This is a genomic window from Rhodoferax sp., assembly GCF_028714215.1.
Classification (GTDB): domain Bacteria; phylum Pseudomonadota; class Gammaproteobacteria; order Burkholderiales; family Burkholderiaceae_C; genus Rhodoferax.
In genome coordinates this window covers 1-25,769 of sequence record NZ_JAQTMS010000037.1, presented here as the reverse complement: position 1 = coordinate 25,769, position 25,769 = coordinate 1, and the positions used below count along the sequence as shown (strand labels likewise).

The 25,769-nt window shown below is 61.7% G+C and carries 19 protein-coding genes; 7 read left to right on the top strand and 12 right to left on the bottom strand.

Annotation, left to right across the window (positions count from 1 at the left end):
* Positions 1-46: 46 nt before the first annotated feature.
* The 7 genes from dnaJ to PHS32_RS16085 all read right to left on the bottom strand — a co-directional run bounded on the left by dnaJ (position 47) and on the right by PHS32_RS16085 (position 7,201).
* The gene (gene dnaJ / locus PHS32_RS16115; protein ID WP_301080068.1) at positions 47-1,180 is read right to left on the bottom strand and encodes a molecular chaperone DnaJ; all 1,134 of its coding nucleotides are present in this window, start codon (positions 1,178-1,180) and stop codon (positions 47-49) included.
* Positions 1,181-1,274: 94 nt separating this feature from the next.
* Positions 1,275-3,230: a molecular chaperone DnaK gene (gene dnaK, locus PHS32_RS16110; protein WP_301080067.1), complete on the bottom strand. Its 1,956-nt coding sequence runs from the start codon at positions 3,228-3,230 to the stop codon at positions 1,275-1,277.
* Between the two features lie 102 nt (positions 3,231-3,332).
* Positions 3,333-3,914, bottom strand: a complete 582-nt coding sequence (grpE, locus tag PHS32_RS16105; RefSeq protein WP_301080065.1) for a nucleotide exchange factor GrpE — start codon at positions 3,912-3,914, stop codon at positions 3,333-3,335.
* A gap of 128 nt (positions 3,915-4,042) precedes the next feature.
* Positions 4,043-4,396 carry an FKBP-type peptidyl-prolyl cis-trans isomerase gene (locus PHS32_RS16100; protein WP_301080064.1) on the bottom strand — a complete coding sequence of 118 codons (354 nt, stop codon included), beginning with the start codon at positions 4,394-4,396 and terminating at the stop codon, positions 4,043-4,045.
* Positions 4,397-4,439: 43 nt separating this feature from the next.
* Positions 4,440-4,751: a winged helix-turn-helix transcriptional regulator gene (locus tag PHS32_RS16095; RefSeq protein WP_301080062.1), complete on the bottom strand. Its 312-nt coding sequence runs from the start codon at positions 4,749-4,751 to the stop codon at positions 4,440-4,442.
* Positions 4,752-4,965: 214 nt separating this feature from the next.
* Positions 4,966-5,793 (bottom strand): SDR family NAD(P)-dependent oxidoreductase, encoded by an 828-nt coding sequence (locus PHS32_RS16090; protein ID WP_301080061.1) that lies wholly within the window; start codon positions 5,791-5,793, stop codon positions 4,966-4,968.
* 49 nt (positions 5,794-5,842) lie between these two features.
* Complete coding sequence (locus tag PHS32_RS16085) at positions 5,843-7,201, bottom strand: S41 family peptidase (protein ID WP_301080060.1); 1,359 nt, start codon at positions 7,199-7,201, stop codon at positions 5,843-5,845.
* A gap of 169 nt (positions 7,202-7,370) precedes the next feature.
* Here PHS32_RS16085 and PHS32_RS16080 point away from each other — a divergent pair, with 169 nt between their 5' ends.
* Positions 7,371-8,975 (top strand): alkaline phosphatase D family protein, encoded by a 1,605-nt coding sequence (locus PHS32_RS16080; protein WP_301080059.1) that lies wholly within the window; start codon positions 7,371-7,373, stop codon positions 8,973-8,975.
* 159 nt (positions 8,976-9,134) lie between these two features.
* The gene (locus PHS32_RS16075) at positions 9,135-10,178 is read left to right on the top strand and encodes a choice-of-anchor A family protein (protein ID WP_301080057.1); all 1,044 of its coding nucleotides are present in this window, start codon (positions 9,135-9,137) and stop codon (positions 10,176-10,178) included.
* Positions 10,179-10,184: 6 nt separating this feature from the next.
* On the opposite strand, the gene serB is transcribed toward PHS32_RS16075, so the two are convergent.
* Positions 10,185-10,901 carry a phosphoserine phosphatase SerB gene (gene serB / locus PHS32_RS16070; RefSeq protein ID WP_301080056.1) on the bottom strand — a complete coding sequence of 239 codons (717 nt, stop codon included), beginning with the start codon at positions 10,899-10,901 and terminating at the stop codon, positions 10,185-10,187.
* A 14-nt stretch (positions 10,902-10,915) separates the two neighbouring features.
* Positions 10,916-14,434: a transcription-repair coupling factor gene (gene mfd, locus PHS32_RS16065; RefSeq protein WP_301080055.1), complete on the bottom strand. Its 3,519-nt coding sequence runs from the start codon at positions 14,432-14,434 to the stop codon at positions 10,916-10,918.
* 201 nt (positions 14,435-14,635) lie between these two features.
* Here mfd and PHS32_RS16060 point away from each other — a divergent pair, with 201 nt between their 5' ends.
* From PHS32_RS16060 to ispF, 3 genes are read left to right on the top strand one after another with little or no spacing between them, the layout of a single operon-like run.
* Positions 14,636-18,100, top strand: a complete 3,465-nt coding sequence (locus tag PHS32_RS16060; protein ID WP_301080054.1) for an MASE3 domain-containing protein — start codon at positions 14,636-14,638, stop codon at positions 18,098-18,100.
* A gap of 33 nt (positions 18,101-18,133) precedes the next feature.
* Positions 18,134-18,862, top strand: coding sequence for a 2-C-methyl-D-erythritol 4-phosphate cytidylyltransferase (gene ispD / locus PHS32_RS16055; RefSeq protein WP_301080053.1), 729 nt, complete (start codon positions 18,134-18,136; stop codon positions 18,860-18,862).
* Between the two features lie 37 nt (positions 18,863-18,899).
* Positions 18,900-19,382 (top strand): 2-C-methyl-D-erythritol 2,4-cyclodiphosphate synthase, encoded by a 483-nt coding sequence (ispF, locus tag PHS32_RS16050; RefSeq protein WP_301080052.1) that lies wholly within the window; start codon positions 18,900-18,902, stop codon positions 19,380-19,382.
* A 13-nt stretch (positions 19,383-19,395) separates the two neighbouring features.
* Here ispF and PHS32_RS16045 read toward each other — a convergent pair whose 3' ends face one another.
* Positions 19,396-20,304: a CoA transferase gene (locus PHS32_RS16045; protein WP_301080103.1), complete on the bottom strand. Its 909-nt coding sequence runs from the start codon at positions 20,302-20,304 to the stop codon at positions 19,396-19,398.
* Positions 20,305-20,561: 257 nt separating this feature from the next.
* Here PHS32_RS16045 and PHS32_RS16040 point away from each other — a divergent pair, with 257 nt between their 5' ends.
* The gene (locus tag PHS32_RS16040) at positions 20,562-21,818 is read left to right on the top strand and encodes a nitronate monooxygenase (RefSeq protein WP_301080051.1); all 1,257 of its coding nucleotides are present in this window, start codon (positions 20,562-20,564) and stop codon (positions 21,816-21,818) included.
* A gap of 17 nt (positions 21,819-21,835) precedes the next feature.
* Here PHS32_RS16040 and PHS32_RS16035 read toward each other — a convergent pair whose 3' ends face one another.
* Both PHS32_RS16035 and PHS32_RS16030 read right to left on the bottom strand, forming a co-directional pair.
* Positions 21,836-22,750, bottom strand: a complete 915-nt coding sequence (locus PHS32_RS16035) for a stomatin-like protein (protein ID WP_301080050.1) — start codon at positions 22,748-22,750, stop codon at positions 21,836-21,838.
* Between the two features lie 43 nt (positions 22,751-22,793).
* Positions 22,794-23,219, bottom strand: a complete 426-nt coding sequence (locus tag PHS32_RS16030; RefSeq protein ID WP_301080049.1) for an NfeD family protein — start codon at positions 23,217-23,219, stop codon at positions 22,794-22,796.
* Positions 23,220-23,347: 128 nt separating this feature from the next.
* On the opposite strand from PHS32_RS16030, the gene PHS32_RS16025 reads away from it, so the two are divergent.
* Entirely contained in the window at positions 23,348-25,636 is a 2,289-nt protein-coding gene (locus tag PHS32_RS16025) for an arginine/lysine/ornithine decarboxylase (RefSeq protein ID WP_301080048.1), read from the top strand.
* The last annotated feature ends 133 nt before the right edge of the window (positions 25,637-25,769 follow it).

Sequence of the window (25,769 nt, the reverse complement as noted above, 5' to 3'; positions counted from 1 at the left end):
GCGGCATTGATTGGACGTCACTTTTGATGACGAAGCGTGATTTTCGTCAACTGAAGAAACTTTTCAGGCGGTCGGTCCAGCTGTCTCCGCTGGGCGAATGTTTGCTGCCGCCTTTTTTCAGCGACTCGTCGAGTTCCTTGAGCAGCTTGCGCTGGTGCTCCGTGAGCTTGACCGGTGTCTCCACCGTGATGTGGCAGTACAGGTCGCCCGGGTAGCTGGCGCGCACGCCCTTGATGCCCTTGCCGCGCAAGCGGAATTGCTTGCCGGTCTGGGTGCCCTCGGGGATGTCGATGGCGGCCTTGCCGGCCAGTGTCGGCACGTCGATTTCGCCGCCCAGGGCGGCGGTGATCAGGCTGATCGGCACCGAGCAGTGGATGTCGTCGCCATCGCGCTCGAAGATGTCGTGCTTCTTGAGGCGAATTTCGATGTACAGGTCGCCCGGTGGGCCGCCGTTGGTACCGGGCTCGCCGTTGCCGGCGCTGCGGATGCGCATGCCGCCGTCAACGCCGCCGGGAATCTTGACTTCCAGCGTTTTCTGTTTCTTGATCTTGCCCTGGCCGTGGCAGGCGGTGCAGGGCTCGGGGATGACCTTGCCAGCGCCGCGGCAGGTCGGGCAGGTTTGCTGCACGCTGAAAAATCCCTGGCGCATCTGCACCGCGCCGGAGCCGCCGCAGGTGCCGCAGGTCTTGGCCTGGGTGCCGGGCTTGGCGCCGCTGCCGTGGCACGGCTCGCAGGTTTCCCAACTGGGAATGCGGATCTGGGCATCCTTGCCGCGGGCCGCTTCTTCCAGCGTGATTTCCATGGCATAGCTCAGGTCGTTGCCGCGAAACACCTGGCGCCCGCCGCCGGAGCGGCCGCGTTGCTGGCCGAACATGTCGCCAAAAATATCGCCAAAGGCTTCGGCAAAGCCGCCGTAACCTTCCGCGCCGGGACCGCCCCGCATATTCGGGTCGACGCCGGCGTGGCCATACTGATCGTAGGCGGCTCGCTTTTGCGGGTCCGACAGCATTTCGTAGGCTTCCTTGGACTCCTTGAATTTTTCCTCCGCCACCTTGGAGGAGTCACCCTGGTTGCGGTCCGGGTGATGCTTCATCGCATGCTTGCGATAGGCCTTTTTTATTTCTTCATCGGAAGCGTTCTTGGGAACGCCCAGGACTTCGTAGTAGTCTCTTTTAGCCATGGTCTTTCAATGCTTGGGTTCAATACAAACGCCGCGTTGAACTTCCGGAGGTTTCAACGCGGCGCCTGCTAACGGTTTTCGGCGTTAGTGTCGGTTAGGGTTTCTTGACTTCCTTCACCTCGGCGTCGACCACGTTGTCGTCCGCGGCATGGGCCGAAGCACCTTGGCCGCCGGCCGCACCGGCATCGCCGCCGCCGCTGGCCGCTGCTTCAGCCGCCTGCTTGGCTTGCATGTCGGCATACATTTTCTCACCCAGCTTCTGGCTGACGGTCATCAGGGCCGTGCTCTTTTCGTCGATCGCGGTCTTGTCCTCGCCTTTGAGAGCGTCTTCAACCGCCTTGATGGCGGCTTCGATCTTTTCCTTTTCGCCGGCCTCGAGCTTGTCGCCGTATTCGGTCAGGCTCTTCTTCACGCTGTGCACATTGGCTTCGGCCTGGTTCTTGGCCTGCACCAGTTCGAGCTTCTTCTTGTCGTCGGCGGCGTTGAGTTCGGCGTCTTTCACCATTTGCTGAATTTCCGCTTCGCTCAGGCCGGAATTGGCTTTGATGGTGATCTTGTTCTCTTTGCCGGTGCCCTTGTCCTTGGCGCCGACATGCAGGATGCCGTTGGCGTCGATGTCGAACGAGACTTCAATTTGCGGTGTGCCACGGGCGGCCGGCGGAATGCCTTCCAGGTTGAATTCGCCCAGCATCTTGTTGCCGGCGGCGATTTCGCGTTCGCCCTGGAACACCTTGATGGTGACGGCCGGCTGGTTGTCATCGGCGGTCGAGAAGGTCTGCGCGAACTTGGTCGGAATGGTGGTGTTCTTGGAGATCATCTTGGTCATGACGCCGCCCAGCGTTTCAATGCCCAGGCTCAAAGGCGTCACGTCCAGCAGCAGCACGTCCTTGCGGTCGCCGGACAGCACCTGGCCCTGGATGGCGGCGCCGACGGCGACGGCCTCATCCGGATTGACGTCCTTGCGTGGCTCGCGGCCGAACAATTCCTTGACCTTTTCCTGCACCTTGGGCATGCGTGTCATGCCGCCGACCAGAATCACGTCGTTGATGTCGGACACGCTGACGCCTGCATCCTTGATGGCGGTGCGGCAGGGCGCAATGGTGCGCTCGATCAACTCTTCTACCAGGGCTTCCAACTTGGCGCGGGTCAGCTTGATGTTCAGGTGCTTGGGGCCGGAGGCATCGGCCGTCACGTAAGGCAGGTTGATGTCGGTCTGCGCGCTGCTGGAGAGTTCGATCTTGGCTTTCTCGGCCGCTTCCTTCAGGCGCTGCAGGGCCAGCACGTCCTTGCCCAGATCCACGCCTTGCTCTTTCTTGAACTCGGCAATGATGAAGTCGATGATGCGCTGGTCGAAGTCCTCGCCACCGAGGAAAGTGTCGCCATTGGTGGAGAGCACTTCAAACTGCTTCTCGCCGTCGACGTCGGCGATTTCGATGATGGAGACGTCGAACGTGCCGCCGCCGAGGTCGTAAACGGCAATCTTGCGATCGCCTTTTTCATTCTTGTCCAGACCAAAGGCCAGTGCCGCGGCGGTCGGCTCGTTGATGATGCGCTTGACGTCCAGGCCGGCGATGCGGCCGGCGTCCTTGGTGGCTTGGCGCTGGGCATCGTTGAAGTAGGCCGGCACCGTGATGACGGCTTCAGTCACCGCCTCGCCCAGATAGTCCTCAGCGGTTTTCTTCATCTTGCGCAGGATGTCGGCGCTGACCTGTTGAGCCGAAATCTGCTTGCCGCGCACTTCGACCCAGGCGTCGCCATTGTCGGCGGCGGCAATCTTGTAAGGCATCAGGTCGATGTCTTTCTGGACTTCCTTTTCGGTGAACTTGCGGCCGATCAGGCGCTTCACCGCATACAGCGTGTTTTTGGGGTTGGTCACCGCCTGGCGTTTGGCCGACGCGCCGACCAGTACTTCGCCGTCTTCCTGATAGGCGACGACGGAGGGGGTGGTGCGCGCGCCTTCGGCGTTTTCGATTACCTTGGGCGTGTTGCCTTCCATGATGGAGACGCAACTGTTGGTGGTGCCCAGATCAATACCAATGATTCTTCCCATGATTCTTCCTTATGCAGTCCGCGGCTTGTCCCGCAGGGGTTTCAAAATTGAACTATTTTTAACTTGTGGATAACTTGAAGTTTTTCAAGTCGAAAAAAGGGGCTATTTTGCGGCGGCGACCGTGACCAGGGCCGGCCGCAGCACGCGCTCGGCGATCAAGTAGCCTTTTTGCAGCACCGTCACCACCGAGTTGGCCTCCAGCTCCGACGGCACCACGCTGATCGCCTGCTGCTGATGGGGGTCGAATTTGCTGCCGGCCGCCGGGTTGATGACGATGACCTTGTTGCGTTCCAGCGCCGCCAGCAACTGGCGCAGCGTGGCCTGGGCGCCTTCGCGAATCTGCTCGGTGGTGGCATCCTTGAGCAGCAAGCCGGCCTCCAGGCTGTCGACCACCGGCAACAGGCTGTCGGCGAAGCCCTCCACCGCAAACTTGCGGGCCTTGGCTATTTCCTCTTCGGCGCGGCGCCGGGCGTTGTCCGCCTCGGCCTTGGCGCGCAGGTACTGGTCCGCCAGATCGGCACTTTTGGCCTGCAGGTCAGCCAGATCGGCCTGCATGTCAGCCAGGTCGGCCTGGCCGCGTGACAGGGCATTTGATTCGTCCGCAAATTGAGCAGCAAGCGCTTCTTCGGCGCTTTGTTTGCCGGTTGGCGCGGGGTAAATAGGGTTTGGATTGTTTTCAGACATGCTATTGAGCCAGTAATTTTACGAGGACGCCCCTGAAATGGGGGCGCGCGCAGGCAATTCAAGAGCCGCCGATAGGCGCGCCGGAACGCGTCTGCCGGGGACTTGCCACGCCGCGGGCAAGACCGCGTTCAGTCCGAGACGCCCAGCAGCTCGACGTCGAATTTCAAGGTGGCGTTGGGCGGGATCACACCGCCGGCGCCGCGCGCGCCGTAGCCCAGCGCTGCCGGGATGATGAGAGTGCGGGCACCACCGACCAGCATGCCGGCGACGCCTTCGTCCCAACCGCGGATGACCATGCCGGCGCCAAGCGCAAAGACGAATGGGTCGTTGCGGTCTTTGCTGGAGTCGAATTTGGCGCCCTGCACGCCGTCGTTGTAGAGCCAGCCGGTGTAGTGGACAGTGACGCTGTGGCCTTTGCTGGCCGGCGCGCCGGTGCCGACCACGCTATCTTCGTATTGCAGGCCGGAGGGGGTGGTGATCATGTTTCAATCCTTATATGCTATTAAATAGATAGCTTTGTTAAGTTTAAGCCGTTTTTTTGGCCTGACCGGCGGCCCATTTCAGCGCGAATTGCGGCAGTTCGTGCAAGCGCTTGAGCAGCTCCGCACCGGTCGCCGTCACCACGTAGCCGTCCTTGCCGTGACTGACCAGACCAGCCGTGCGCAATTCCTTGATCCGGGTGTTGAGCGTGTTGGGCGTGATGCGGCCAACGCTGTCCTGCAACAGCCGGAAGGTCTGGGCATGGCCATCCTTCAGCGCCCACAGCACCTGGATGGCGTAGCGGGACTCCAGCAATTCCAGCAATTGACAGATGGCCGCCTTTTCTTTTGCGCTCATATAAACAGCTCTCCTCAATGCACTCATTGCCAGCCAGGGTGATTCAATTCGTGCACGGTGTCGCAGTCTGCATGGGCCTCAGGCGTCCCTATTTTCCGGCGCGAGCGGAAACTATAACGCAGATTTTTGCTTGCTACTGGTTTCATAGCTGACAGTTGCCATCTATTTCTTTTGCGGCTTTCCAGGGCCGCCGGCCGAGGGGCCTTTCAGGCGTCTAAAGCTGATCCAGGCCGAACATTTTTTGCAGCTTGCGGTCCAGTACCCGGGTCGGCAGCCAACGCTTGAGCAAGGGCAGCCGGGTGCTTTGGGCGCCGCTGCGGCAGATGGCTGGCGGATCGGCACGCAGCAAATGGTCGGCCACTTCCCGTGCGAAGTCGGCAACCGGTGTGGCACCCCGTTGCGACAGCTTGGCGCGTCCCAGCACAAAGCGCGAAATCGGTGTGTAGAGCGAGCCTGGCGGCAGCGTCACGTGGGTCGCACCGGTGTCGCCAAAGCTCGACACAATGCCGCCGGGCTGAATGGTGACGACGCGCACCCCCAGCGGTGCCAGTTCCATCCGCATGGCGTCCGACAGGGCGTGCAGGGCCGCCTTGCTGGCGCAATAGACGCCGGCAAACGGGGTCGTGGCGATGCCTGAGATGCTGCCCATGTTGGCAATGCAGGCGGCCTTGCTGCGGCGCAGCAGCGGCAGGGCGGCGCGGGACAGCGCCACCGGGGCGAAGACATTGGTTTCGAACTGGCGCCGCAAGTCCTCGGGTTGGGCGTCCATGACGGCGCCAAACTGGCCGTAGCCGGCGTTATTGATCAGCAGGTCGAGCTGCCCGGTCTCGCCTTGCAGGGCGGCCACCGCAATGGCAATGCTGGCGTCATCGGTGACATCCAATGCCAGCGTGCTCAGACCCTGGGCCGCCAGTGCCGCCAGCGATTCGATGCGCCGTGCGCTGGCAAACACCCGGTGTCCGCGTTTGTGAAACTCCTGCGCCAGGGCGGCGCCTATGCCGCTGGAGCAACCGGTGATGAGAATGGTTTTGCGGGTTGTCATTTTTCAAGTCTCCTGATTTGGCTCACTGCTGGCGTGGGCGATCTCAACGCTACTTCAGAATCCGGTTCTCGCGCCATGGCGCCCGGTAAATTTCGCGCAGCCCTTGCGGGGCGTGCAAAGCGGACTTGGCCTGCGCCAGGGTGCCGGCCGGACAGGCACCGGCGCTCTGATAAGCCAGGGCCGTGCTGAGCAGTCGTTCATTGCTGTCGCCGAACTGGTGCGCCAGGTCGTCGGCGGCGGCGCAGACCGGGGAGAAGCCATTGATGTAAGCCCCTTGATTGACGGCATTCACGCCATCGAATTGAATCGCAAAGTAAGCGGTGCCGCAATTGTTCTTTTGGTTGAAGCCGTAGGGCTTGCCGCAGCTGGTGCCGCCAATCGTGATGACGTTCAGAAACGGATTCAAACCGTTGATGATGGACTCGCTGGCGGAACAGGTGCCCGGCCCGGTCAGCACGAACACCCGCTTCAGCCCCAGCGTCGGCAGAGGCTTGTCGCCGGTGTCGGTGTCGAAGAACGGCACCGTGCTGGCCGGGTTGTTGGTCTTCTCAGGATGCTTATCGTTATAGCGCAGACGCTCGAACACCTGGCCCCGGGTTGCGGCACCGCCAATCATGTAGCCCAGTTCGCTGGCGATGTACAGGTAGCCGCCGCCGTTGTAGCGCAGGTCCAGCACCAGATCGTCGATGCCGGTCGCGGCAAATTGCGCTATGGCCTCGGACAAGGGTGCTTCGGCATTGGCGGTCTGGTCGTTAAACACCATGTAGCCCACTTTTTTGCCGCTGGGGAGTGAATACACCTGGTTTTTCAACACCGGTGTGCCGTTGACCAGGGCCGCCGTCAGCGTCACATTGCGGGTGTTGCCGGTGCCGGGGTCCATTACGTCGAAGTTGTTGCTGTCGCCGATCCCGACAGGATAGAGCGCCGCGAGAAAGGCGGCACGGCCGAGCTGCCCTTCCGGCCGGCCGTTGATGTTGACGATCCATGAACCCCGGTCAATACCGGCCAGACTGGCCGGCGAGTTGGGCTCGGAGTAAGCAACACGCAAGCTGCCGTCACTCGCCCGGACAAAGGTGGCACCGTAGCCGATGACCTGCCCGGATTGAAAATAGGCATCGACCACGGTCTGCGCCTCGGCAAAACTGAAACGGTCTTTGGTCTTGACCAGCAGGGCAGCGAAATAGTCGACCGGCGTGGCGTAGCTCGCCGCGTTCACGTCGACGATGTCAAGGTACCAAAGGTATACGTCGTCCAGGTAGGCGCGCACCCAGGTTTTTTCGTCGGTCGGCGTGCAAACACTGCTTGCCGGGTAGGCCGCGCGCGCGCCAGCGGAGCTGTTCCCGCCACCGCCGCCGCAGCCGGCCAGGGCCCATGCGGCAAGACCGCACAGAAGCCAGTTTTTTGTCATTTTTGCCTCCGCTTTTTTTATTCAATGAACATTATCACGGACGAATTGGCAGCGCCGGGGACCGGTTCATGTGCCCAGTGCAAACTGGCAGCCATCGGGCCGGGTTCAATGTGCCGGCTGCTCTGCCACAATTTGCCTGCTGCCCGGCGCCAACAGGCGCGGAAAACTCATGAACTACCCGGAACTGCAAAACCGTCGCCGTCTGCTCCAGCTTCTGGGCGCCAGCGCCGCGACCTGGTGCTTGCCGCGCGGCGCCTGGAGCCAGCCGCGCTTTGCCAGCAATCCTTTCACGCTGGGCGTGGCCAGCGGTTCGCCGACCTCTGATTCGGTTGTGTTGTGGACGCGCCTGACCGGCCCGGGAACTCCGGCCAGGGCGCTGGGGCACGGCGCCCTGACGGTGCGCTGGGAAGTGGCGCATGACGAGCAGTTCTGCCACATCGCGCAAAGCGGGCAGACGCTCGCCGCACCTGAGCTGGCGCATGCCGTGCATGCCGAAGTTGCGGGACTGGAGTCCGACCGCTGGTATTTTTACCGTTTCATGGTTGGCGATGCCATCAGCCCGGTGGGGCGTACCCGCACCGTCCCGCAACCCGATGCGGCGGTGGCCAGTTTACGGCTGGCCTATGCCTCATGCCAGAAATGGGAGGACGGTTATTTCACGGCGTGGCGGCATATGCGGGAGGAAAACCTGGACGCGGTGCTGTTTCTGGGCGACTACATCTATGAATACCCCGGCACCAGCAGCAAACTGCGCCATCCCATGGGGGGCTGGGTACTGACGCTGGACGACTATCGGCAGCGCTACGCGCAATACAAGGGCGACGCCGATTTGCAGGCCATGCACGCCGCCTGTCCGTGGTTGATCACCTGGGACGACCATGAGGTGCAGAACGACTATGCCGGTTTGCAGGCCGGCAACAGCGGTGTTGCCGACCCTGCTTCGGCGGTCGACTTTTTGGCCCGGCGGGCCGCGGCCTATCAGGCTTGGTACGAGCACATGCCGGTTCGCGCTTCGGTACTGACCGAAGGCTTGGCCGGCTTGTCGAGCGGTGCCGAGATGCGCATCTACCAACGCCTGGACTATGGGCGCTTGGCCTCCCTGTACCTGCTCGATGCCCGGCAATACAAAGATCCGCAGGTTGGCAACCCGGGTGATGGGTTGGGTTCCAGCCGAGTGAATCCGGCCACCTGCGCCCAATGGCATGACGCAGGGCGCAGCTTGCTGGGGCCAGCGCAGGAGCGTTGGCTGTACGCGCAATGCGCCAGATCCCGTTCGCGCGAGGTGAAGTGGAATGTGCTGGGCCAGCAGACCTTGTTCGGTCAGCGCGATCTCAAGGTGGGCGCCGGACAGCTGTTCTGGAACGACGGTTGGGACGGCTACACTGCCGCCCGCAGCCGCCTGACCGATGCCCTGCGCCAGCACCTTGTGGCCAGCCCGGTGCTGCTGGGCGGCGACGTGCACGAAAACTGGGTCGGCCATGTCAAGGCCGATTATGCGGACCCGCGCAGCGTCAGCGTGGGTGTCGAATTTTGCGGCACCAGCATCACCTCGCGTTCCGGTGGCAACGCCAAAACGGCCGAGCGCTTGGCCAGAAACCCGCATTTTGTGTTTGCCGAGGCGCAGCGCAAAGGCTATGGCGTGGCCCAGTTCACGCTGGGCCAGCTGAGCGTCAGTCTGCGCGTGCTGGAGGACGTGAGCCGGCAGGACAGCAGGATTGAAACGCTGGCCAGTTTCGCGGTGCCGGCCGGCAAGCCTCTGTTGGAACAAGTCTGAGTTGTGTAGTACTTGACTACCAGGTCCGCGCCATCGGATTGGGCTTGAAGCTACTAGTCAAACAGTGCGCCAAAACCATTCTCATGTTGTCGTAAATGGCTAACAATCAGCCTCAAGTACAAGACCATCGGCCGAATGACAAATTACAATTTGAGCACCATGAATCACTCTCTGCACCGCTTTATCGCCCCGGCCTGGCTGGCTTCACTGACTCTGGTCGTGGCACCGTTGGCGCAGGCAGACCCTGGCGCCGGCCTGGGACTGGCAGCCGGCCTGAACCTGCTGTCTTTCGGAAATTTTGTTGTACCCAGTTCCGACGTTCAAGGGCGGGTCGCGGTAGCTGGCAATGCCAGCATCAGCAGTTATTCCATCAACACAACCAACGGCTCGCAGGCCTCTTATGGCGGCAGCGGTTTGACGGTTGGCGGTAATCTTGACTTTGCCGGCGGCACCATTTGGGGCAACACCGTGGTCGGCGGCAACTTTTCCGCCGGACAAGGTACCTCTTTTGTCGGGAACCTCGAGGTCGGCGGCAACTTGAATGCCAATAACAACTGGCTGTCGGCCACCTCCATTAGCTATGGCGGCAGCGTTTCGGGCTTGAACCCGTGGCAAAGCCCGTCACCGGTTCAGGCAAGTTCGGGCAGTATTCAACTGGGCATCGATTTCGCAGCCGAAAAGCAAAGGCTAAGCGGTCTGTCCCAGAGCTTCGACACCTTGGCCAACACGGGTAGTGCTGCCATGGGGAGCGGCACTTTGGCGCTCGACGCCCATGGTGCCAACCTGGCGGTCTTTGACCTGAGCAGTTCCGATGTTGCCAACAACCTGCGTCTGGACAACCTCGCTGCCAACACCACCGTGATCCTCAACGTGCACGGTCAAACGGTTGATTTCGGGCAGCATGGCTACCAGAACTTCACGCTGGGCAATGTCCTTTTCAATCTGCCGGAAGCAACTCAGATTACTTTTGCCAGTGGCGTCAACGCGTCTTTTCTGGCCCCCTTGGCCAACTTCAGCTCGTCCGGTGGCCTGATCAACGGGCAGGTTGTTGTCGGCAACTGGTCTGGCTCCACGCAACTCAATGACGCCGCCTTCACTGGCAACGTTACCCCTGTGCCAGAGCCGCAAACCTATGCGCTGATGCTGGCCGGTTTGGCCGCAGTGGCCACTATCACCCGCCGTCGTCGCACCATCGCGGCCTGATGGCACTCAGCGCTGGAACAGCGTCAGCAGCCGGTCCAGGCCGCCCGCGTTGATGCAGACCTGGGCCGCCTCGCGCACCGCCGGCTTGGCGTGATAAGCCACTGACAAGCCGGCTTCGCCCATCATCGGCAAATCATTGGCGCCGTCACCCATGGCAATCGCCTGGCGTGGCGAGATGCCCAGGCGGGTGCAGGTTTCCAGCAGCATCCTGCGTTTTTCGGCGCCGTCGCAGATGTCGCCCCAGGCCTGGTCCAGCAGACGACCGGTGAGCCGGCCGTCTTGTACTTCCAGCACATTGGAGCGGGTGTAGTCGATGCCCAGACGGTCGCGCACGCGATCCGTGAAGTGGCTGAAGCCGCCCGAGACCAGCAGCACCTTGAGCCCGGCTTGTTTGCAGGCCGCGACCAGCTCCGCCGCGCCCGGGTTGAGCCGCAAACGTTCCTGGTAAATCTTTTCCATGTTGGCTTCGCTGACACCCTTGAGCAAGGCCACGCGCCGGCGCAGGCTTTCCTTGTAGTCCTTGATTTCACCGCGCATGGCGGCTTCGGTGATGGCCGCCACTTCGGCCTTGCGACCCACCGCATCCGCGATTTCATCCACGCACTCGATGTTGATGAGGGTGGAGTCCATATCGAAGGCGATCAGCTTGAAGTCATTCAGGCGCAGCGGCGGGGTGCCGCTGCGGATGCTGAGGCCGGGGGCGATTTCGGTTACAGGGTTCATGGTCAATGGGGTGCTCAGGCGGGAGTGGATTCGGTTTTGGGTTGCCCCAGGGCGCGCAGTACGTCGCGCACCGCTTTCGAGCGGTCTTTCGGCTCCGGCAGGGCGCGTTCGATGCGCAACTTCTCGTTGCCGGCCAGTTTGATGTGCCGGTTTTTCTGGATCATCTCGATGATCCGCATGGGGTCGATCGGCGGGTTCTTTTTGAAGGTGATGGTGATGACGGAGGGGGCGGCATCGACTTTCACGACGCCGTACGGTTTGGCGATGACGCGCAGGCGGTGCACGTCGATCAGCGTTTGCGCCTGGGGCGGCAGTTTGCCGAAACGGTCCACAATTTCTTCCAGCAGCGCGTCGACCTGGTCGGTGTTCTTTGCCGTTGCCAGCTTCTTGTAAAAGGACAGGCGCAAATGCACGTCGCCGCAGTAATCGTTGGGCAGCAGGGCCGGCGCGTGCAGGTTGATGTCGGTGCTGACGTTGAGCGGGTTGAGCAAATCCGGCTCGATGCCGGCCTTCAGGCAGCGTACCGCCTCGGCCAGCATTTCGTTGTACAACTGAAAGCCGATTTCCATCATGTTGCCGCTCTGGTTCTCACCCAGCACTTCGCCGGCACCGCGGATTTCCAGGTCGTGCATGGCGAGGTAGAAACCCGAGCCCAGTTCTTCCATCTGCTGAATGGCGTCGAGCCGCTGCTGGGCCTGCTTGGTCAGACCTTCCAGATCGGGCACCATCAGATAGGCATAGGCCTGGTGGTGACTGCGGCCGACCCGGCCGCGCAGCTGGTGCAGTTGGGCCAGGCCGAACTTGTCGGCCCGGCTGATGACGATGGTGTTGGCGGTGGGCACGTCGATGCCGGTCTCGATGATGGTGGAGCACAGCAGCAGGTTGAAGCGCTGCGCCACAAAGTCGCGCATCACCGACTCCAGCTGGCGCTCGGGCATCTGGCCGTGCGCCACCGCGATGCGGGCTTCGGGCAGCAGTTCTTCGAGCTTGGCGCGGCGGTTCTCTATGGTCTCGACCTCGTTGTGCAAAAAGTAGACCTGGCCGCCGCGCTTGAGCTCGCGTAGCACGGCTTCGCGGATCACGCCGTTGCCCTCGGTCCGGACGAAGGTTTTGATGGCCAGCCGGCGCTGCGGCGCGGTGGCAATCACCGACAGGTCGCGCAAGCCCTCCAGCGCCATGCCCAGCGTGCGCGGAATCGGCGTGGCCGTCAGCGTCAGCACATCGACCTCGGCGCGCAGGGCTTTCATGGCCTCTTTGTGCCGTACACCAAAACGGTGTTCCTCGTCGATGATGAGCAGGCCCAGATCCTTGAAATGGGTGTCCTTGCTGAGCAGCTTGTGGGTGCCTACCACGATGTCGATGGTGCCGTCGGCAATGCCTTTCATGGCCGCGCTAACTTCCTTGGCCGAGCGGAATCGGCTTACCTCGGCCACCTTCACTGGCCATTTGGCAAAGCGGTCCACCAGTGTCTGGTAATGCTGCTCCGCCAGCAGCGTGGTGGGAGCCAGGAAGGCCACCTGGCGGCCGCCGGTGATGCCGATGAAGGCGGCGCGCAAGGCCACCTCGGTCTTGCCGAAGCCGACGTCGCCGCAGATCAGCCGGTCCATCGGGCGCGGGCTGATCATGTCCTGGATCACGGCGTGGATGGCGGCGCTCTGGTCCGGTGTTTCCTCGAAGCCGAAGTCGTTGGCGAAGGTCTCGTAATCGCTCGCCGAATAGCGGAAAGCATGGCCTTCGCGGGCGGCGCGGCGGGCGTAGATGTTGAGTAATTCGGCGGCGCTGTCGCGTACCTGTTCGGCCGCCTTGCGCTTGGCTTTTTCCCACTGGCCGGATCCTAAGCGGTGCAGCGGCGCTTCATCGGCGCTGACGCCGGTGTAACGGCTGATCAGCTGCAACTGGCTGACCGGCACGTACAAGGTGGCCTGGTCAGCGTATTCCAGGTGCAGGAACTCCTGCAGTTCCGGCTCGCCGTTGGCCAGCCGGTTACCCAGATCGAGGTTGATCAGCCCCCTGTAGCGGCCAATGCCGTGGGCCGAATGGACCACCGGGTCGCCGATATTGAGTTCGCTCAGGTCCTTGATCAGTGCCTCGACATCGCTCACCTGTTCCTGTTTTTTGCGCCGGCGCGCCGTCGGACCGGCGGCGAAGAGCTCGGTCTCGGTGATGAAATCGATGCCCGCTTCAAGCCAAGCGAAGCCGATGTTGAGCGATGAGGTGGCGATCCCCAGCGGCTCGTCGCTGAGCTCGAATTCGGCCAGGGAGTCGAAGGACGGTGGCGTCAGCTGGCTGCCATGCAGGAAGTCCAGCAGGCTGGTCTTGCGACCTTCGCTCTCGGCCAGCACCAGGACTCTGTGCCGGCTGCGGCCAAGGTGCTCTTTCAGGCGCGCCAGCGGCTCGTCCGCGCCGCGCACCACGGTGAGCGCAGGCAGCGCTTCGAACGCGACGTAAGCGCTGGACTTCTCGAACACCGATGGATCCCGGGTCGAGCCCGGGATGACAGCCATGGGCCGGATCGCCAGTTGCGCATGCTGATTGACACGGGCATAAAACTGCTCGGTTGCCATGAACAGCGCCTCGGGTGCCAGGGCCGGGCGTTCCGGGTCGGCCTGCACCAGCCGGTAGCGCTCTTTCGCGTCCTGCCAGAAATGTTGGAAGGCAGCTTCCAGGTCGCCGTGCAGCACCACGGTGGCTTCGGCGCCCAGGTAGTCGAACACGGTGGCGGTTTCTTCAAAGAACAGCGGCAGGTAGTACTCGATGCCGGCGGTGGCGACGCCGTTGCCAATGTCCTTGTAGATGCGGCTCTTGGTCGGGTCGCCTTCCAGCAGTTCGCGCCAGCGGTTGCGAAAGCGCGCGCGCGCCGCGTCGTCCATCGGGAATTCGCGGCCCGGCAGCAGCCGCACTTCCGGCACCGGGTACAGGCTGCGCTGACTGTCCGGATCGAAGGTGCGAATGCTGTCGATCTCGTCGTCGAACAAATCGACCCGGTAGGGCACGGCGCTGCCCATCGGGAAAAGATCGATCAGGGAGCCGCGCACCGCGTACTCGCCGGGGCTGACGACCTGGCTCACGTGGCTGTAGCCGGCCAGCGTCAGTTGGGACTTGAATTTGACTTCGTCGAGTTTTTGTTTGACCTTGAAGTGGAAGGTATAGCCGGCCAGAAAAGCCGGTGGCGCCAGCCGGTAGAGCGCGGTGGTGGCCGGCACGATGACAAGATCGGCCCCGGTTTCCTTGTCGTGCTGGCTGATGCGCCACAAGGTCGCCAGACGTTCGCTGATCAGGTCCTGGTGCGGTGAAAAAGTGTCGTAGGGCAGGGTTTCCCAGTCGGGGAAGAGGGCGCAGCGCAGGGCCGGCGCAAAGAAGGCAATTTCATCGATCAGGCGTTGCGCGTCGGCGGCGTCGGCCGTGACGATGGCCGTCAGCTTGCCCGCGCCCTTCTCGCGCAAGCCCAATTGAGCCAGCAGCAGTGCATCGGCTGAGCCGGTGGGCCGGGGCAGGGCGTAGCGTTTGCCGGGTAGCAGTTTGGGTAAGTCCATCGAGCGCAGAAATACAAAACACCCCCCGCTACTTCAAGCGGGGGGTGTCCAGATGTTGACAAAGGTCTAATTTTAGCTTCGACGCCTGCAGTTTGTCGGTGATTTCCACGCCAAGTCATCTAAGATCAGAGAAGTTCAAGAAATTGCAGGTTTGTCGTCAGTTGGCCGCAAAATGGGCCGAACGCAGCAAAGGGATTTCATGTGAACGATACCGACTTGCCCGACTCCTCAACGTTGGTCCAGGAAGTCCGCATCCCACCACTTAAAACGGTTTTGCCCTTGTTGGTGACGCCGCTGGTCGTTGCCGGCATTTGCGTGGCCGCCAGCCGCGTCAATTACCTGCTGTTTCACACCCTGGTCGAGCTGTTTTCCATCATCATCGCGCTGACGGCATTGGTGGTGGCTTCGACCTCGCGCGATTTCACGCGCAATCATTTCACCGTCTACGTGGCGGTGGCCATAGGGTGGTGCGCGGCACTCGATCTGGTGCATACGCTGGCCTACAAAGGTATGCATCTATTCGGGCCGGACGATGCCAACCTGCCGACGCAGTTGTGGATTGCCACGCGTTTCATCCAGGCCTTGGCGCTGCTGGCCTCGCCGCTGTTCCTGCGGCGCAATGTTCGCATCGGGTATTTGCACGCCGCTTTCGGACTGACGGCCGTGGTTGTCACTTCATGGATTTTTTCCGGTACTTTTCCAGCTGCGTTCATTGAGGGGCAGGGGCTGACAACCTTCAAGATCGACGCCGAGTACCTGATCATCGTGATGCTGACCGGCAGCGCCGTGCTGCTGTGGCGGCGGAGGACGCAAATGTCGCCCGGGCTGTTCCTGAGCATGCAGGCGGCGTTGCTCATGATGATCCTGTCCGAGCTGGCCTTCACGCGCTATGTCAGTGTCTATGGCCAAGCCAATTTAATGGGGCACATCTTCAAGATCTTTGCCTACTGGTTTGTTTACCTTGCGCTGGTGCAAAGCACCTTGCGCGAACCGTTCAGCATGCTCACCCGCACGGCCAGCACCTACGATGCCGTGCCAGACCCGACCTTCGTGATCCTGGATGACGATGGCCTGATCCGTCAGGCCAACCGGGCGGCAGCCCGTTATGCCGGCATGCCGCCGGAAGACCTGATTGGTCACCCGATGCATCCCTTGTTCCACGCCCCCGCCGTGCGCCCCGAGGACTGCCCGGTGTGTGCCCGCATCGCCCGTGGCGAGTCCTTGTTTTCGGTCGAAATCGACCGGGGTGGGGCGGCTGGCGTGGTCGAGTGCAGCGTGGCGCCGTTTGCGATCGAGGGCAAGCATCGCAGCAACGTGCAGGTGGTGCGCGACATCACCGAGCGCAAGGAGTTGGCGGCCGAGCGTGAGTTGCTGCTGCATGACCTGGGCGAGCGCGTCAAGGAGTTGCGTTGCCTGTATGCAATCTCCAAGCTGATCGAAAAGCATGAACTGGACGTCCCCAGCCTGCTGGCCGGCGTGGTGCGCGAGTTGCCAGCGGCTTTCCTGTACCCGAAGCAGGCCCATGCCCGCATTGACGGCGATTGGGGGGTGTTCGAGACGCCTGGCCCGTCTTGCGGAGCCCGCTGCCTTGAGTCTGGCTGGCTGGTCAATGGTCAGCCCGCCGGAACGCTCAAGGTCGGTTATCCCGACGATTTGCCGATCCACGGCGAACCCTTCCTGCCGGAGGAGCAGAGATTGCTGGCTACCGTGGCGCAACGCGTCGGCGAGGCGATAGCGCGAATCCAGGCGAACCTTCAAGTCAAGCGCCTGACCTACTTATACGACATGCTCAGCGCCACCAACCGGGCGATCGTGCGCTGTCGCAACAATGACGAATTGCTGCGGCGTGTGTTTGATGCGTTGATCCGGCATGGCGCTTTTCCCATGTTGTTCATCGCGCTGTCCGAGGCCGGCGCCGCGCCCCTGCAGGTGGTTCACTCGCATGGCATTGAGGTCGAAAAACTGGCGCAGCTCGATGCCGTGCTGGCCGACCCGCAAAGCCCATTCGGGCAGTCCACCGATCAGCTGCGCAAGGGCCAGGTGATCTGGTCGACCTTGTCGCGCGGCGGATCGCAGGACCAGTGGCTGGACTATCTGGGCGCGCATGGCATCACCGAGAGAGCGATCCTGCCGCTGGTGCGCGAAGGCCAGTTGTTCGGCGTGGTGGGCTTGTACGCCCCCGGCCCGGCGGCATTTTTCGATCAGGCCCAGTTGAACCTGCTCGACGAGATGACCGCCGATCTGGCCTTCGCCCTCAATGGCATCGCGGTGAACGAGCGCCGGGAGCTTGCGGAGCAACGGGCAACGGTTTCGGAATTGCGCTTTCGCGAGGTGTTCGAGGAATCGCCGGCCCCGATGCAGATCCAGTCCCTGTCGAGTGGAGCGCTGCGCGCGATCAACCGGGCTCATCAGCAATGGCTGGGCTATGCGCCACAGGACATCGCCACGCAGGAGGCCTGGTACAGACAGGTTTACCCTGACCCGCAACTGCGCCGGCAACTCGATGAACAATGGAAGCAGGCGATCGAGACGGCACGGGGTTCCGGTGCCGGGGTTGCCTCACCCGAACTCAGCTTGCGCTGCAAGGATGGCAGCCAGCGCATCGCGCGCGGCACCATGACCGTGGTCGGCGACGATGCCATCATCGCCTGGACCGATCTGACCGAAATCCGGCGTGGCGAGCAGGCTTTGCGTGACAGCGAGCAGCATTTCCGCAGCATGATCGAGCAGACCATTACCGGCATTTATGTGCTGCGCGACGATCTGCTGGTGTATGCCAACCCGCGCTTTTGCGAGATTGTCGGCTGGTCGGTCGATGAGCTGATCGGCCAGGATCTGCTGGGCGTCATCGGGGCCGACCCGCCGGTCCGACAGCAGTTGCACCAGGCCCAGGCAACACTGCGCTCGGGCCAGCGTAGCGTGACGATTTCGATCCCGCTGCGCCGCAAGGATGGCGTCACCATCGAATTGGGCCTGCATGCCACGCTGGGCGAATGGGATGCTCAGGTGGCGGTGATCGTGATGGTGCAGGATGTTACGGAACGCAAGCGCGCCGACGAGAAGATTGCCGGTTATGTGAAACAGCTGGAAGTTTCCATGCGCGGCACGCTATTGGCGGTCTCCAACATGATTGACCTGCGTGATCCGTACACTGCCGGGCACGAACGGCGGGTCGCAGAGATCGCCAGGGCGATTGCCCGCGAGATGGGTTGGCCCGCTGAACGTTGCCAGGTGCTGGAGATGGTGGGTCTGGTGCACGACATCGGCAAGGTTGCGGTGCCGGCCGAGATTCTGTCCAAGCCGGCCTACCTGACCGACATGGAAATGGAGTTGGTCAGGGGTCATGCGCAAGCCGGCTACGAGATCCTCAAGGACGTGCCCTTTCCCTTTCCTGTGGCCGAGATCATTCGCCAGCACCATGAGCGGCTCGATGGCAGTGGTTATCCGCGCGGACTCAAGGGCGAAGACATCCTGCCCGAGGCCCGGGTGCTGGCGGTGGCGGACGTGCTGGAGGCGATTTGCTCGCACCGGCCCTACCGGCCGGCACAGGGACTGGATGTGGCGCAGGAGGAACTCGAAAGCGGGCGCGGCACGCTCTTTGATCCCTTGGTGCTGGACGCCACCTTCAGACTGCTGCGCGACAAAGGGTATACGCTGCCTCCCTGACAGGGCCAATTTAGAATGGCGGCACCGCGCACCATGGATTCACCCGCCCAAGCTTCTCCCTCGCCTCGTTTCTGGGGCCTGATTCCGTGCGCGGGTAGCGGCTCGCGTGCCGGCGCTGACGGCCCCAAGCAGTATCAGTTGCTGGCCGGCCAGCCGATGGTGATGCACACCCTGGCGGCCTTCGCCGCTGTTTCCGGAATTGCACAACTGGTCGTGGTGGTGGCGCCGGGCGACGAATTCTTTACTTCCCACGCGGCGCCCTGTCAGGTAGCGGTTTGTGGCGGCGCCACCCGGGCCGCCAGTGTTTTGAATGGCCTGAAATTTCTGCTGCGCCAAGGCGCTGCCGGCAACGACTGGGTGCTGGTGCATGACGCCGCCCGCTGCCTGGTGACGGCGCGGCAAATCGAAGCCTTGATCGATGTCTGTGGCGCCGACCCGGTGGGCGGACTGTTGGCCCACAAGTTGCCCGACACCTTGAAGCGTGAGGTCGGCGGTCGCGTGGCGCAGACCCTGGACCGAAGCGACAAATGGTTGGCCCAGACGCCGCAGATGTTTCGCATTGGCCAACTGATGGAGGCCATGGCGCAGAGCGCTGACCATCTGACCGATGAAGCCAGCGCCATGGAGGCCATCGGCTTGCAGCCCCTGTTGGTGCCGGGCAGCGCACAGAACTTCAAGGTGACCTACCCGGAAGACTTTGCCTTGGCCGAGGCCGTTTTGAAGGCGCGCAGTGCGGTGGATGGCGGACCAGGTACGCCATGATGGTCTTGACATGACGCAACGTTAAGAAGTGAATGACATGAATTTCAGAATCGGTGAGGGCTGGGATGTGCACGCTCTGGTGGCCGGGCGAAAGCTGATCCTCGGTGGTGTGCAAATTCCCTTTGCCCTGGGCCTGCTGGGGCACTCGGACGCGGATGTGCTGCTGCATGCCATCACGGATGCCTTGCTGGGCGCCGCGGCGCTGGGTGACATTGGCATGCATTTCCCGGACACCGACCCGCGCTTCCAAGGCGCGGACTCCCTGCTGCTGTTGCGCGAGGCGGCGCGGCGCGTGCGCGAGGCGGGTCATCAGATCGGCAACATCGACAGCACCGTGGTGGCGCAAGCGCCCAAATTGATGCCCTACATTGCCGCCATGCGCGAGCAGATTGCAGCGGCCCTGGCGCTGCGGCTGGAGCAGGTCAATGTCAAAGCCAAGACGGCGGAAAAGATGGGGCCGGTCGGTCAGGGCCAGGCAATCGAAGCGCGCGCCATCGTCCTGCTGTGCAAGCCAGGCTGAATTGACTCCGGTCCTAGCCTGCCAGGGTGTAGAGCGGAATGTCTTTTTCGATGGCCAACCGGTCCAGTGCCTGGCGCGTCATGCCCAGCAGGTAGCCGGCAATCAACTGATGGGTCGTTGGCGACAGCATGGTCAGGATATTGGCGTACTGAATCCCCGCCGCCGCGCACAAGGCCTTGGCAAAGTGCGGCTCCAGCGCTGCCACGGCGACGCGGCCATCCTGGCAGGGATAGACCCGATAGCCCGCGTGGCCACCGCCCACGGCGGCGCCGGCCCGGGTCAAGCCCCAGGTGCGCGGCAAGGCCAGATAGCCGGCGGCTTGCGCCAGGGCCACTTCAAAGAAGCTGCCCTTGCCCTTTTTACACTGAAGCAACTGGGCTTGCAGTACCGCCTCCGAGGCCATCAGTGAACCGCCCATGTCGGCATACAAGGTGGCGGGTAGTTCCAGACCGGCAACCAGGTCGTTTTCCGCCAGGTAGGTGAGATCGTGTCCCGGTTCTTCAGCGCGCCCGCCTGGCGCGCCCACAATCGCGACCTGTGACAGGGTGGGATAGCGCTGCTGCAGCAGTTTCCACTCCAGGCCCAGTTTTTTCAGGGCCGAAGGGCGGAACGAGGTCAGCAAAACATCGGCCTTGGCCAGTTCGCGGTGCAAGGTCTTCTGGCCCGGCTCGGTCTTCAGATCGGCCACCGCCACCCGAACACCGGCGTGCAACTGCTGGTAAGCCGACCGGTTGTACAAACCCATCGGGTCGCCCGAGGCGCCGGCAGCCGCGCCAGGGGGGGCGGGGGGCTCCAATTTGACACAGGAAGCGCCCATTTGCCGGCAGCGCATCAAGGCCGCCGGGCCGGGCAGGTTCAGGCTCAGGCTGAGCACACGCACACCCTTGAGCGGCTGGGGAAGTTTGCGGGATGAAGAGGCCATGCTGGTGAAAGTGTCAATGACTTTGTTATTCAATCGGGAGCGTCTTCGCACTTGCAGTGCGAAATCAGCGCTAATTTAGCGCATGGAGCCGGAACGAACTGTCGCCCAAGCGCATTTGGGCTGCGGATTTGAAATGTGGGAAGGGTAGAATTCCGGCCGTGCAAAGCCGGACTGGCTTGCGATTTTTTCTCTCTGGGCTTGCTTGGGCGATCGGCCAAGAAGGTTGCCAGGTTTGCCAAACAGGCCCAAGGAATTTGATGAAGCGTGTTGATGACTTCCGTCTGACGTTCGGAAAAAAGCAGTTTGTGCCGATCATGATCGGTGGCATGGGGGTTGATATCTCCACCGCGGAGTTGGCCCTGGAAGCGGCGCGGCTGGGCGGCATAGGACATATCTCCGACGCCATGGTGACCGACGTTTCGGATCGGCGCTATCACACCAGTTTTGTCAAAAACAAACTCCGGCTCTACAAGCACAACATCGACAACTCCGACAAATCCATCATCCACTTCGACCTGGGTGTGTTGGCCGAGGCCACCAAGCGCCATGTCGAAGCCACGATGCAGGCCAAGCGCGGCGAGGGTTTGATATTTGTCAATTGCATGGAAAAGCTGACCATGAACGCCCCGCGCGAGACGCTGCAGGTGCGCATGGCGTCGGCACTGGATGCCGGCATCGACGGCATCACCTTGAGCGCTGGTTTGCATTTGGGCTCGTTTGGCTTGCTGGCCGAGCACCCGCGTTTTCGCGATGCCAAGCTGGGCATCATCGTATCGTCGTTGCGGGCGCTGCAGATTTTCCTGCGCAAGAATGCCAAACTGGACCGGCTGCCCGATTACGTGATCGTGGAAGGCCCCCTGGCCGGTGGCCATCTGGGTTTTGGCATGGATTGGGCGCAATACGATCTGGCCACCATCATTGCCGAGATTGTGCAGTACCTGAAGACCGAACAGCTGGCCATTCCGGTGATCGCCGCGGGCGGCATTTTTACCGGCAGCGATGCCGTGTCATTTCTGGAGAATGGTTCGGCCGCGGTACAGGTTGCAACGCGTTTTACCGTGGCCGATGAATGCGGCTTGCCGAAGAAGGTCAAGCAGGAATATTTCAAGGCCAGCGAAGCCGACATCATTGTCAACACCATTTCGCCGACCGGCTACCCGATGCGCATGCTCAGGAACACCCCCGCCATCGGCGCCGGCATCCGGCCCAATTGCGAAGCCTACGGCTTTCTGCTCGATGGCAATGGCGGTTGCGCTTACATCACGGCCTACAACAGCGAGGTGGCCCGGCACCCGCAGGCCAAGACCTACTCGGTGATGGACAAGACTTGCCTGTGCACGCACATGCGCAACTTCAATTGCTGGACCTGCGGGCAAACCACTTATCGCCTGAAGGACACGACGCGGCGTCTGGAAGACGGCAGCTACCAGACTTTGAGTGCCGAGCACATCTTCAAGGATTACCAATTCAGCGTTGATCAAAAAGTGGCTTTGCCGGAATTGGCCAGGAAGTAGCCTGCGCGCCAGGCGGGCTAGGTGGAACGCTGCAGCTGTACCATTTTCATGGCCGAGGCAATCAGTGCCGACACTTCGGTCATGTTGCTGGGCACTATCAGTGTCGTGCTGGAGGCCGCCGCCACCCTGGAGTAGGCCTCCACCGCTTTTTCTGCGACCTTCAGTTGCACGGCCTCGGCGCCGCCGGGCTGGCGAATCGCCGCCGCCACGGCAGAAATCGCCTGGGCCGTGGCTTCGGCGACCGCCAGGATCGACTGCGCTTCCCCCTGCGCCTTGTTGATCACGGCCTGCTTCTCACCCTCCGAGCGTTGAATAAAGGCTTCCCGCTCGCCGGTGGCGATGTTGATCTGCTCCTGGCGCCGGCCTTCGGAGGCGGCAATCAGCGCGCGCTTTTCGCGCTCGGCGGTAATCTGCTGCTGCATGGCGTGCAGGATCTCTTTCGGCGGTGTCAGATCCTTGATCTCGTAACGCAACACCTTGACGCCCCAGTTGAGAGCGGCTTCGTCGATGGCTTGCACCACCTGGGCGTTGATGATGTCACGCTCTTCAAAGGTTTTGTCGAGTTCGAGCTTGCCGATGACGGAACGCAGCGAGGTCTGTGCCAATTGCGAAATGGCCACGATGTAATTGCTGGAACCGTAGCTGGCCCGCATCGCGTCGGTCACCTGAAAATACAGAATGCCGTCGACTTGCAACTGCGTGTTGTCGCGCGTGATGCAGACCTGGCTGGCAATGTCCAGGGGTATTTCCTTGAGCACGTGTTTGTAGGCCACCCGGTCCACGAACGGCAGCAGAAAACTCAAGCCGGGCGTCAAGGTTCCGTTGTACTTTCCGAGGCGCTCCACCACCCAGGCATGCTGTTGTGGCACGACCTTGACCGCCTGCGTGACAAACACCAGCGCGATGACGAACAGGATGATTCCAATTTCCATTAAATTCTCCAGTGAGCCGCAACAGTATCCTGAGGAGGCGTAGTTACAGTTTCTTGACGACCAGTCGGCTACCCACCACTTCCACAATGCTGTGCAAACCGGATACCGCCGCGGCGCCGGCGACCAGCGATACGCTCCAGTTGGCACCGCGGTACTTGACAGAACTGGTGCCGTCCGGGCGCCACGCGTCAACCTGAACGGTCTCGCCAACGTCCATGTTGACGTCGCGGTTGGCGCCGGCGGGAGCGGCGGAAGGTGTTTTTTGTTTGTAGCGGCGCCAGACCAGGACAAACCCGCCGCCGACCACTGCCGCCACCACCAGTTGCAGCGCAGCCGTGGCACCCAGATGGGCGGCGATGGCGGCAGCCACCAGCCCGAGGGACAGCATCAGCAAATAAAACGTTCCGCTCAGCAATTCGACCGCGATAGCGGCCCCTGCAAGTACCCACCAGATCGTTGAATCGGCCATATCCGCCCCCAATGTGTTGGTATCGCCACATTTTGCGGCAAAACACGGGACGCGCAAGCGATGCGGGCAAATAAGTCCTTACACTTCGCGCCTGCTTTAATTTTTTCCTGGTTTCGCTGGAGGTTCTCATGAAATTTCGTTTTCCGATTGTCATCATCGACGAGGATTTCCGCTCCGAGAACACCTCGGGTCTGGGTATTCGGGCGCTGGCTCAGGCGATAGAGTCGGAAGGGCTGGAGGTGCTGGGGGTTACCAGTTATGGTGATCTGAGCCAGTTCGCGCAGCAACAAAGTCGTGCCAGTGCGTTTATCCTGTCGATCGACGACGAGGAGTTCACACCCGGCCCCGATCTGGACCCGGCGGTTCTCAACCTGCGCCATTTCATTGAAGAAGTGCGCCGCAAGAATCTGGACGTACCGATCTACATCTATGGCGAGACCAAGACCTCGCGCCACGTGCCCAACGACATTCTGCGGGAACTGCATGGCTTCATTCACATGTTCGAGGACACGCCCGAATTCGTGGCGCGCCACATCATCCGTGAAGCCAAGAGCTACCTGGAGGGTGTGCAGCCGCCTTTTTTCAAAGCCTTGCTGGACTATGCGGAGGACGGCTCCTATTCCTGGCACTGTCCGGGGCATTCCGGCGGCGTCGCCTTTCTGAAAAGCCCGGTCGGGCAGATGTACCACCAGTTCTATGGCGAGAACATGCTGCGCGCCGACGTCTGCAACGCGGTGGAAGAGCTGGGCCAGTTGCTGGACCATGACGGCGCCATTGGCAAGAGCGAGCGCAATGCGGCGCGCATCTTCAATGCCGATCACTGCTTTTTTGTCACCAACGGCACCAGCACCAGCAACAAGATGGTGTGGCACCACACGGTAGCGCCCAATGATGTGGTGGTGGTGGACCGCAATTGCCACGTCTCCATCCTGCACGCGATCATCATGACCGGGGCCATTCCGGTGTTCCTGAAACCGACGCGCAATCACTTCGGCATCATCGGCCCGATCCCCAAGAGCGAATTCGAGCCGGCCGCCATCAAGGCCAAGATCGTGGCCAATCCCCTGATCCGCAAACACCTGCAAGGGGTGGTGGCCAGTCAGATCAAGCCCCGGGTCCTGACGCTGACCCAGTCGACCTATGACGGTGTTCTGTACAACACCGAAACGGTGAAAGGCATGCTGGACGGCTATGTGGAGAACATCCACTTTGACGAGGCCTGGCTGCCGCATGCGGCGTTTCACCCGTTTTACGGCAGCTACCACGCCATGGGCAAGAACCGCGCGCGCCCCAAGCATGCCATGGTCTATGCGACGCAGTCGATTCACAAACTGCTGGCCGGCATCAGTCAGGCCAGCCAGGTGCTGGTGCAGGATTCGCAAACCGTCAAGCTCGACAAACACCTGTTCAACGAGGCCTATCTGATGCATACCTCGACCTCTCCGCAGTACAGCATCATTGCCAGTTGCGACGTCGCGGCCGCCATGATGGAGCCACCCGGTGGCACCGCCCTGGTGGAGGAAAGCATTGCCGAGGCGCTGGATTTTCGCCGCGCCATGCGCAAGATCGACGAGGAGTATGGCGACGACTGGTGGTTCAAGGTCTGGGGGCCGGACAAGCTGGTGGACGAGGGCATCGGTCGCGCCGATGACTGGATCATCAAGGGCGAATCGGCGAAAGCCAAGGCCGGCGTCAACTGGCATGGCTTCGGCAAGATGGCGGCCGGCTTCAACATGCTGGACCCGATCAAGTCGACGGTGGTGACGCCGGGCATGGACTTGAATGGCAAGTTCGCCAAGACCGGCATTCCGGCCAGTATCGTGACCAAGTTCCTGTCCGAGCACGGGGTGGTGGTGGAGAAAACCGGGCTCTACAGCTTTTTCATCATGTTCACCATCGGCATCACCAAGGGCCGCTGGAACAGCATGCTGACCGCCTTGCAGCAGTTCAAGGACGACTACGCCAAGAACCAGCCGATGTGGCGGATATTGCCCGAGTTCTGCCAGAAATACCTCAAATACGAAAACATGGGACTGGCCGACCTGTGCCAGCACGTGCACCAGCTCTACGCCAAATACGACATTGCGCGGCTCACCACCGACATGTACCTGAGCGACCTGAGTCCCGCCATGAAGCCCAGCGATGCCTACGCTCACATTGCGCTGCGCCAGACCGAGCGCGTCGAGATCGATGAACTGGAAGGCCGCATCACGGTGGGACTGGTGACGCCTTACCCGCCGGGAATTCCCTTGCTGATTCCGGGCGAGGTGTTCAACCGCAAGATTGTTGACTACCTCAAATTTTCACGTGAGTTCAACAACCAATGTCCGGGTTTTGAAACCGACATTCACGGCCTGGTGGAGGAGGTTGACGCCGACGGCCAGCGCCACTATTACGCAGATTGCGTCGGGGCTTGAACAGGTCCTAATCAAATGGGAGATCCCCCGGCTTTGCCGGGGTGGCAGTAGGAGTTTGACATATACGTAGGTGTCCATCGCAGAAACTACCAATCGTGAGCCGCCAAGCAAACGAAAGGAGAAACTGGATGGA

Excerpts from the sequence above, each read along its gene's own strand:
- ispF (WP_301080052.1), top strand. The coding sequence starts at position 18,900 with ATGAATTTCAGAATCGGTGAGGGCTGGGATGTGCACGCTCTGGTGGCC.
- PHS32_RS16025 (WP_301080048.1), top strand. The coding sequence starts at position 23,348 with ATGAAATTTCGTTTTCCGATTGTCATCATCGACGAGGATTTCCGCTCC.
- PHS32_RS16075 (WP_301080057.1), top strand. The coding sequence starts at position 9,135 with ATGAATCACTCTCTGCACCGCTTTATCGCCCCGGCCTGGCTGGCTTCA.
- dnaK (WP_301080067.1), bottom strand. The coding sequence starts at position 3,230 with ATGGGAAGAATCATTGGTATTGATCTGGGCACCACCAACAGTTGCGTC.
- PHS32_RS16030 (WP_301080049.1), bottom strand. The coding sequence starts at position 23,219 with ATGGCCGATTCAACGATCTGGTGGGTACTTGCAGGGGCCGCTATCGCG.
- mfd (WP_301080055.1), bottom strand. The coding sequence starts at position 14,434 with ATGGACTTACCCAAACTGCTACCCGGCAAACGCTACGCCCTGCCCCGG.
- ispD (WP_301080053.1), top strand. The coding sequence starts at position 18,134 with ATGGATTCACCCGCCCAAGCTTCTCCCTCGCCTCGTTTCTGGGGCCTG.
- PHS32_RS16090 (WP_301080061.1), bottom strand. The coding sequence starts at position 5,793 with ATGACAACCCGCAAAACCATTCTCATCACCGGTTGCTCCAGCGGCATA.
- PHS32_RS16045 (WP_301080103.1), bottom strand. The coding sequence starts at position 20,304 with ATGGCCTCTTCATCCCGCAAACTTCCCCAGCCGCTCAAGGGTGTGCGT.
- PHS32_RS16100 (WP_301080064.1), bottom strand. The coding sequence starts at position 4,396 with ATGATCACCACCCCCTCCGGCCTGCAATACGAAGATAGCGTGGTCGGC.
- dnaJ (WP_301080068.1), bottom strand. The coding sequence starts at position 1,180 with ATGGCTAAAAGAGACTACTACGAAGTCCTGGGCGTTCCCAAGAACGCT.
- serB (WP_301080056.1), bottom strand. The coding sequence starts at position 10,901 with ATGAACCCTGTAACCGAAATCGCCCCCGGCCTCAGCATCCGCAGCGGC.
- grpE (WP_301080065.1), bottom strand. The coding sequence starts at position 3,914 with ATGTCTGAAAACAATCCAAACCCTATTTACCCCGCGCCAACCGGCAAA.
- PHS32_RS16035 (WP_301080050.1), bottom strand. The coding sequence starts at position 22,750 with ATGGAAATTGGAATCATCCTGTTCGTCATCGCGCTGGTGTTTGTCACG.
- PHS32_RS16085 (WP_301080060.1), bottom strand. The coding sequence starts at position 7,201 with ATGACAAAAAACTGGCTTCTGTGCGGTCTTGCCGCATGGGCCCTGGCC.
- PHS32_RS16080 (WP_301080059.1), top strand. The coding sequence starts at position 7,371 with ATGAACTACCCGGAACTGCAAAACCGTCGCCGTCTGCTCCAGCTTCTG.
- PHS32_RS16040 (WP_301080051.1), top strand. The coding sequence starts at position 20,562 with ATGAAGCGTGTTGATGACTTCCGTCTGACGTTCGGAAAAAAGCAGTTT.
- PHS32_RS16095 (WP_301080062.1), bottom strand. The coding sequence starts at position 4,751 with ATGAGCGCAAAAGAAAAGGCGGCCATCTGTCAATTGCTGGAATTGCTG.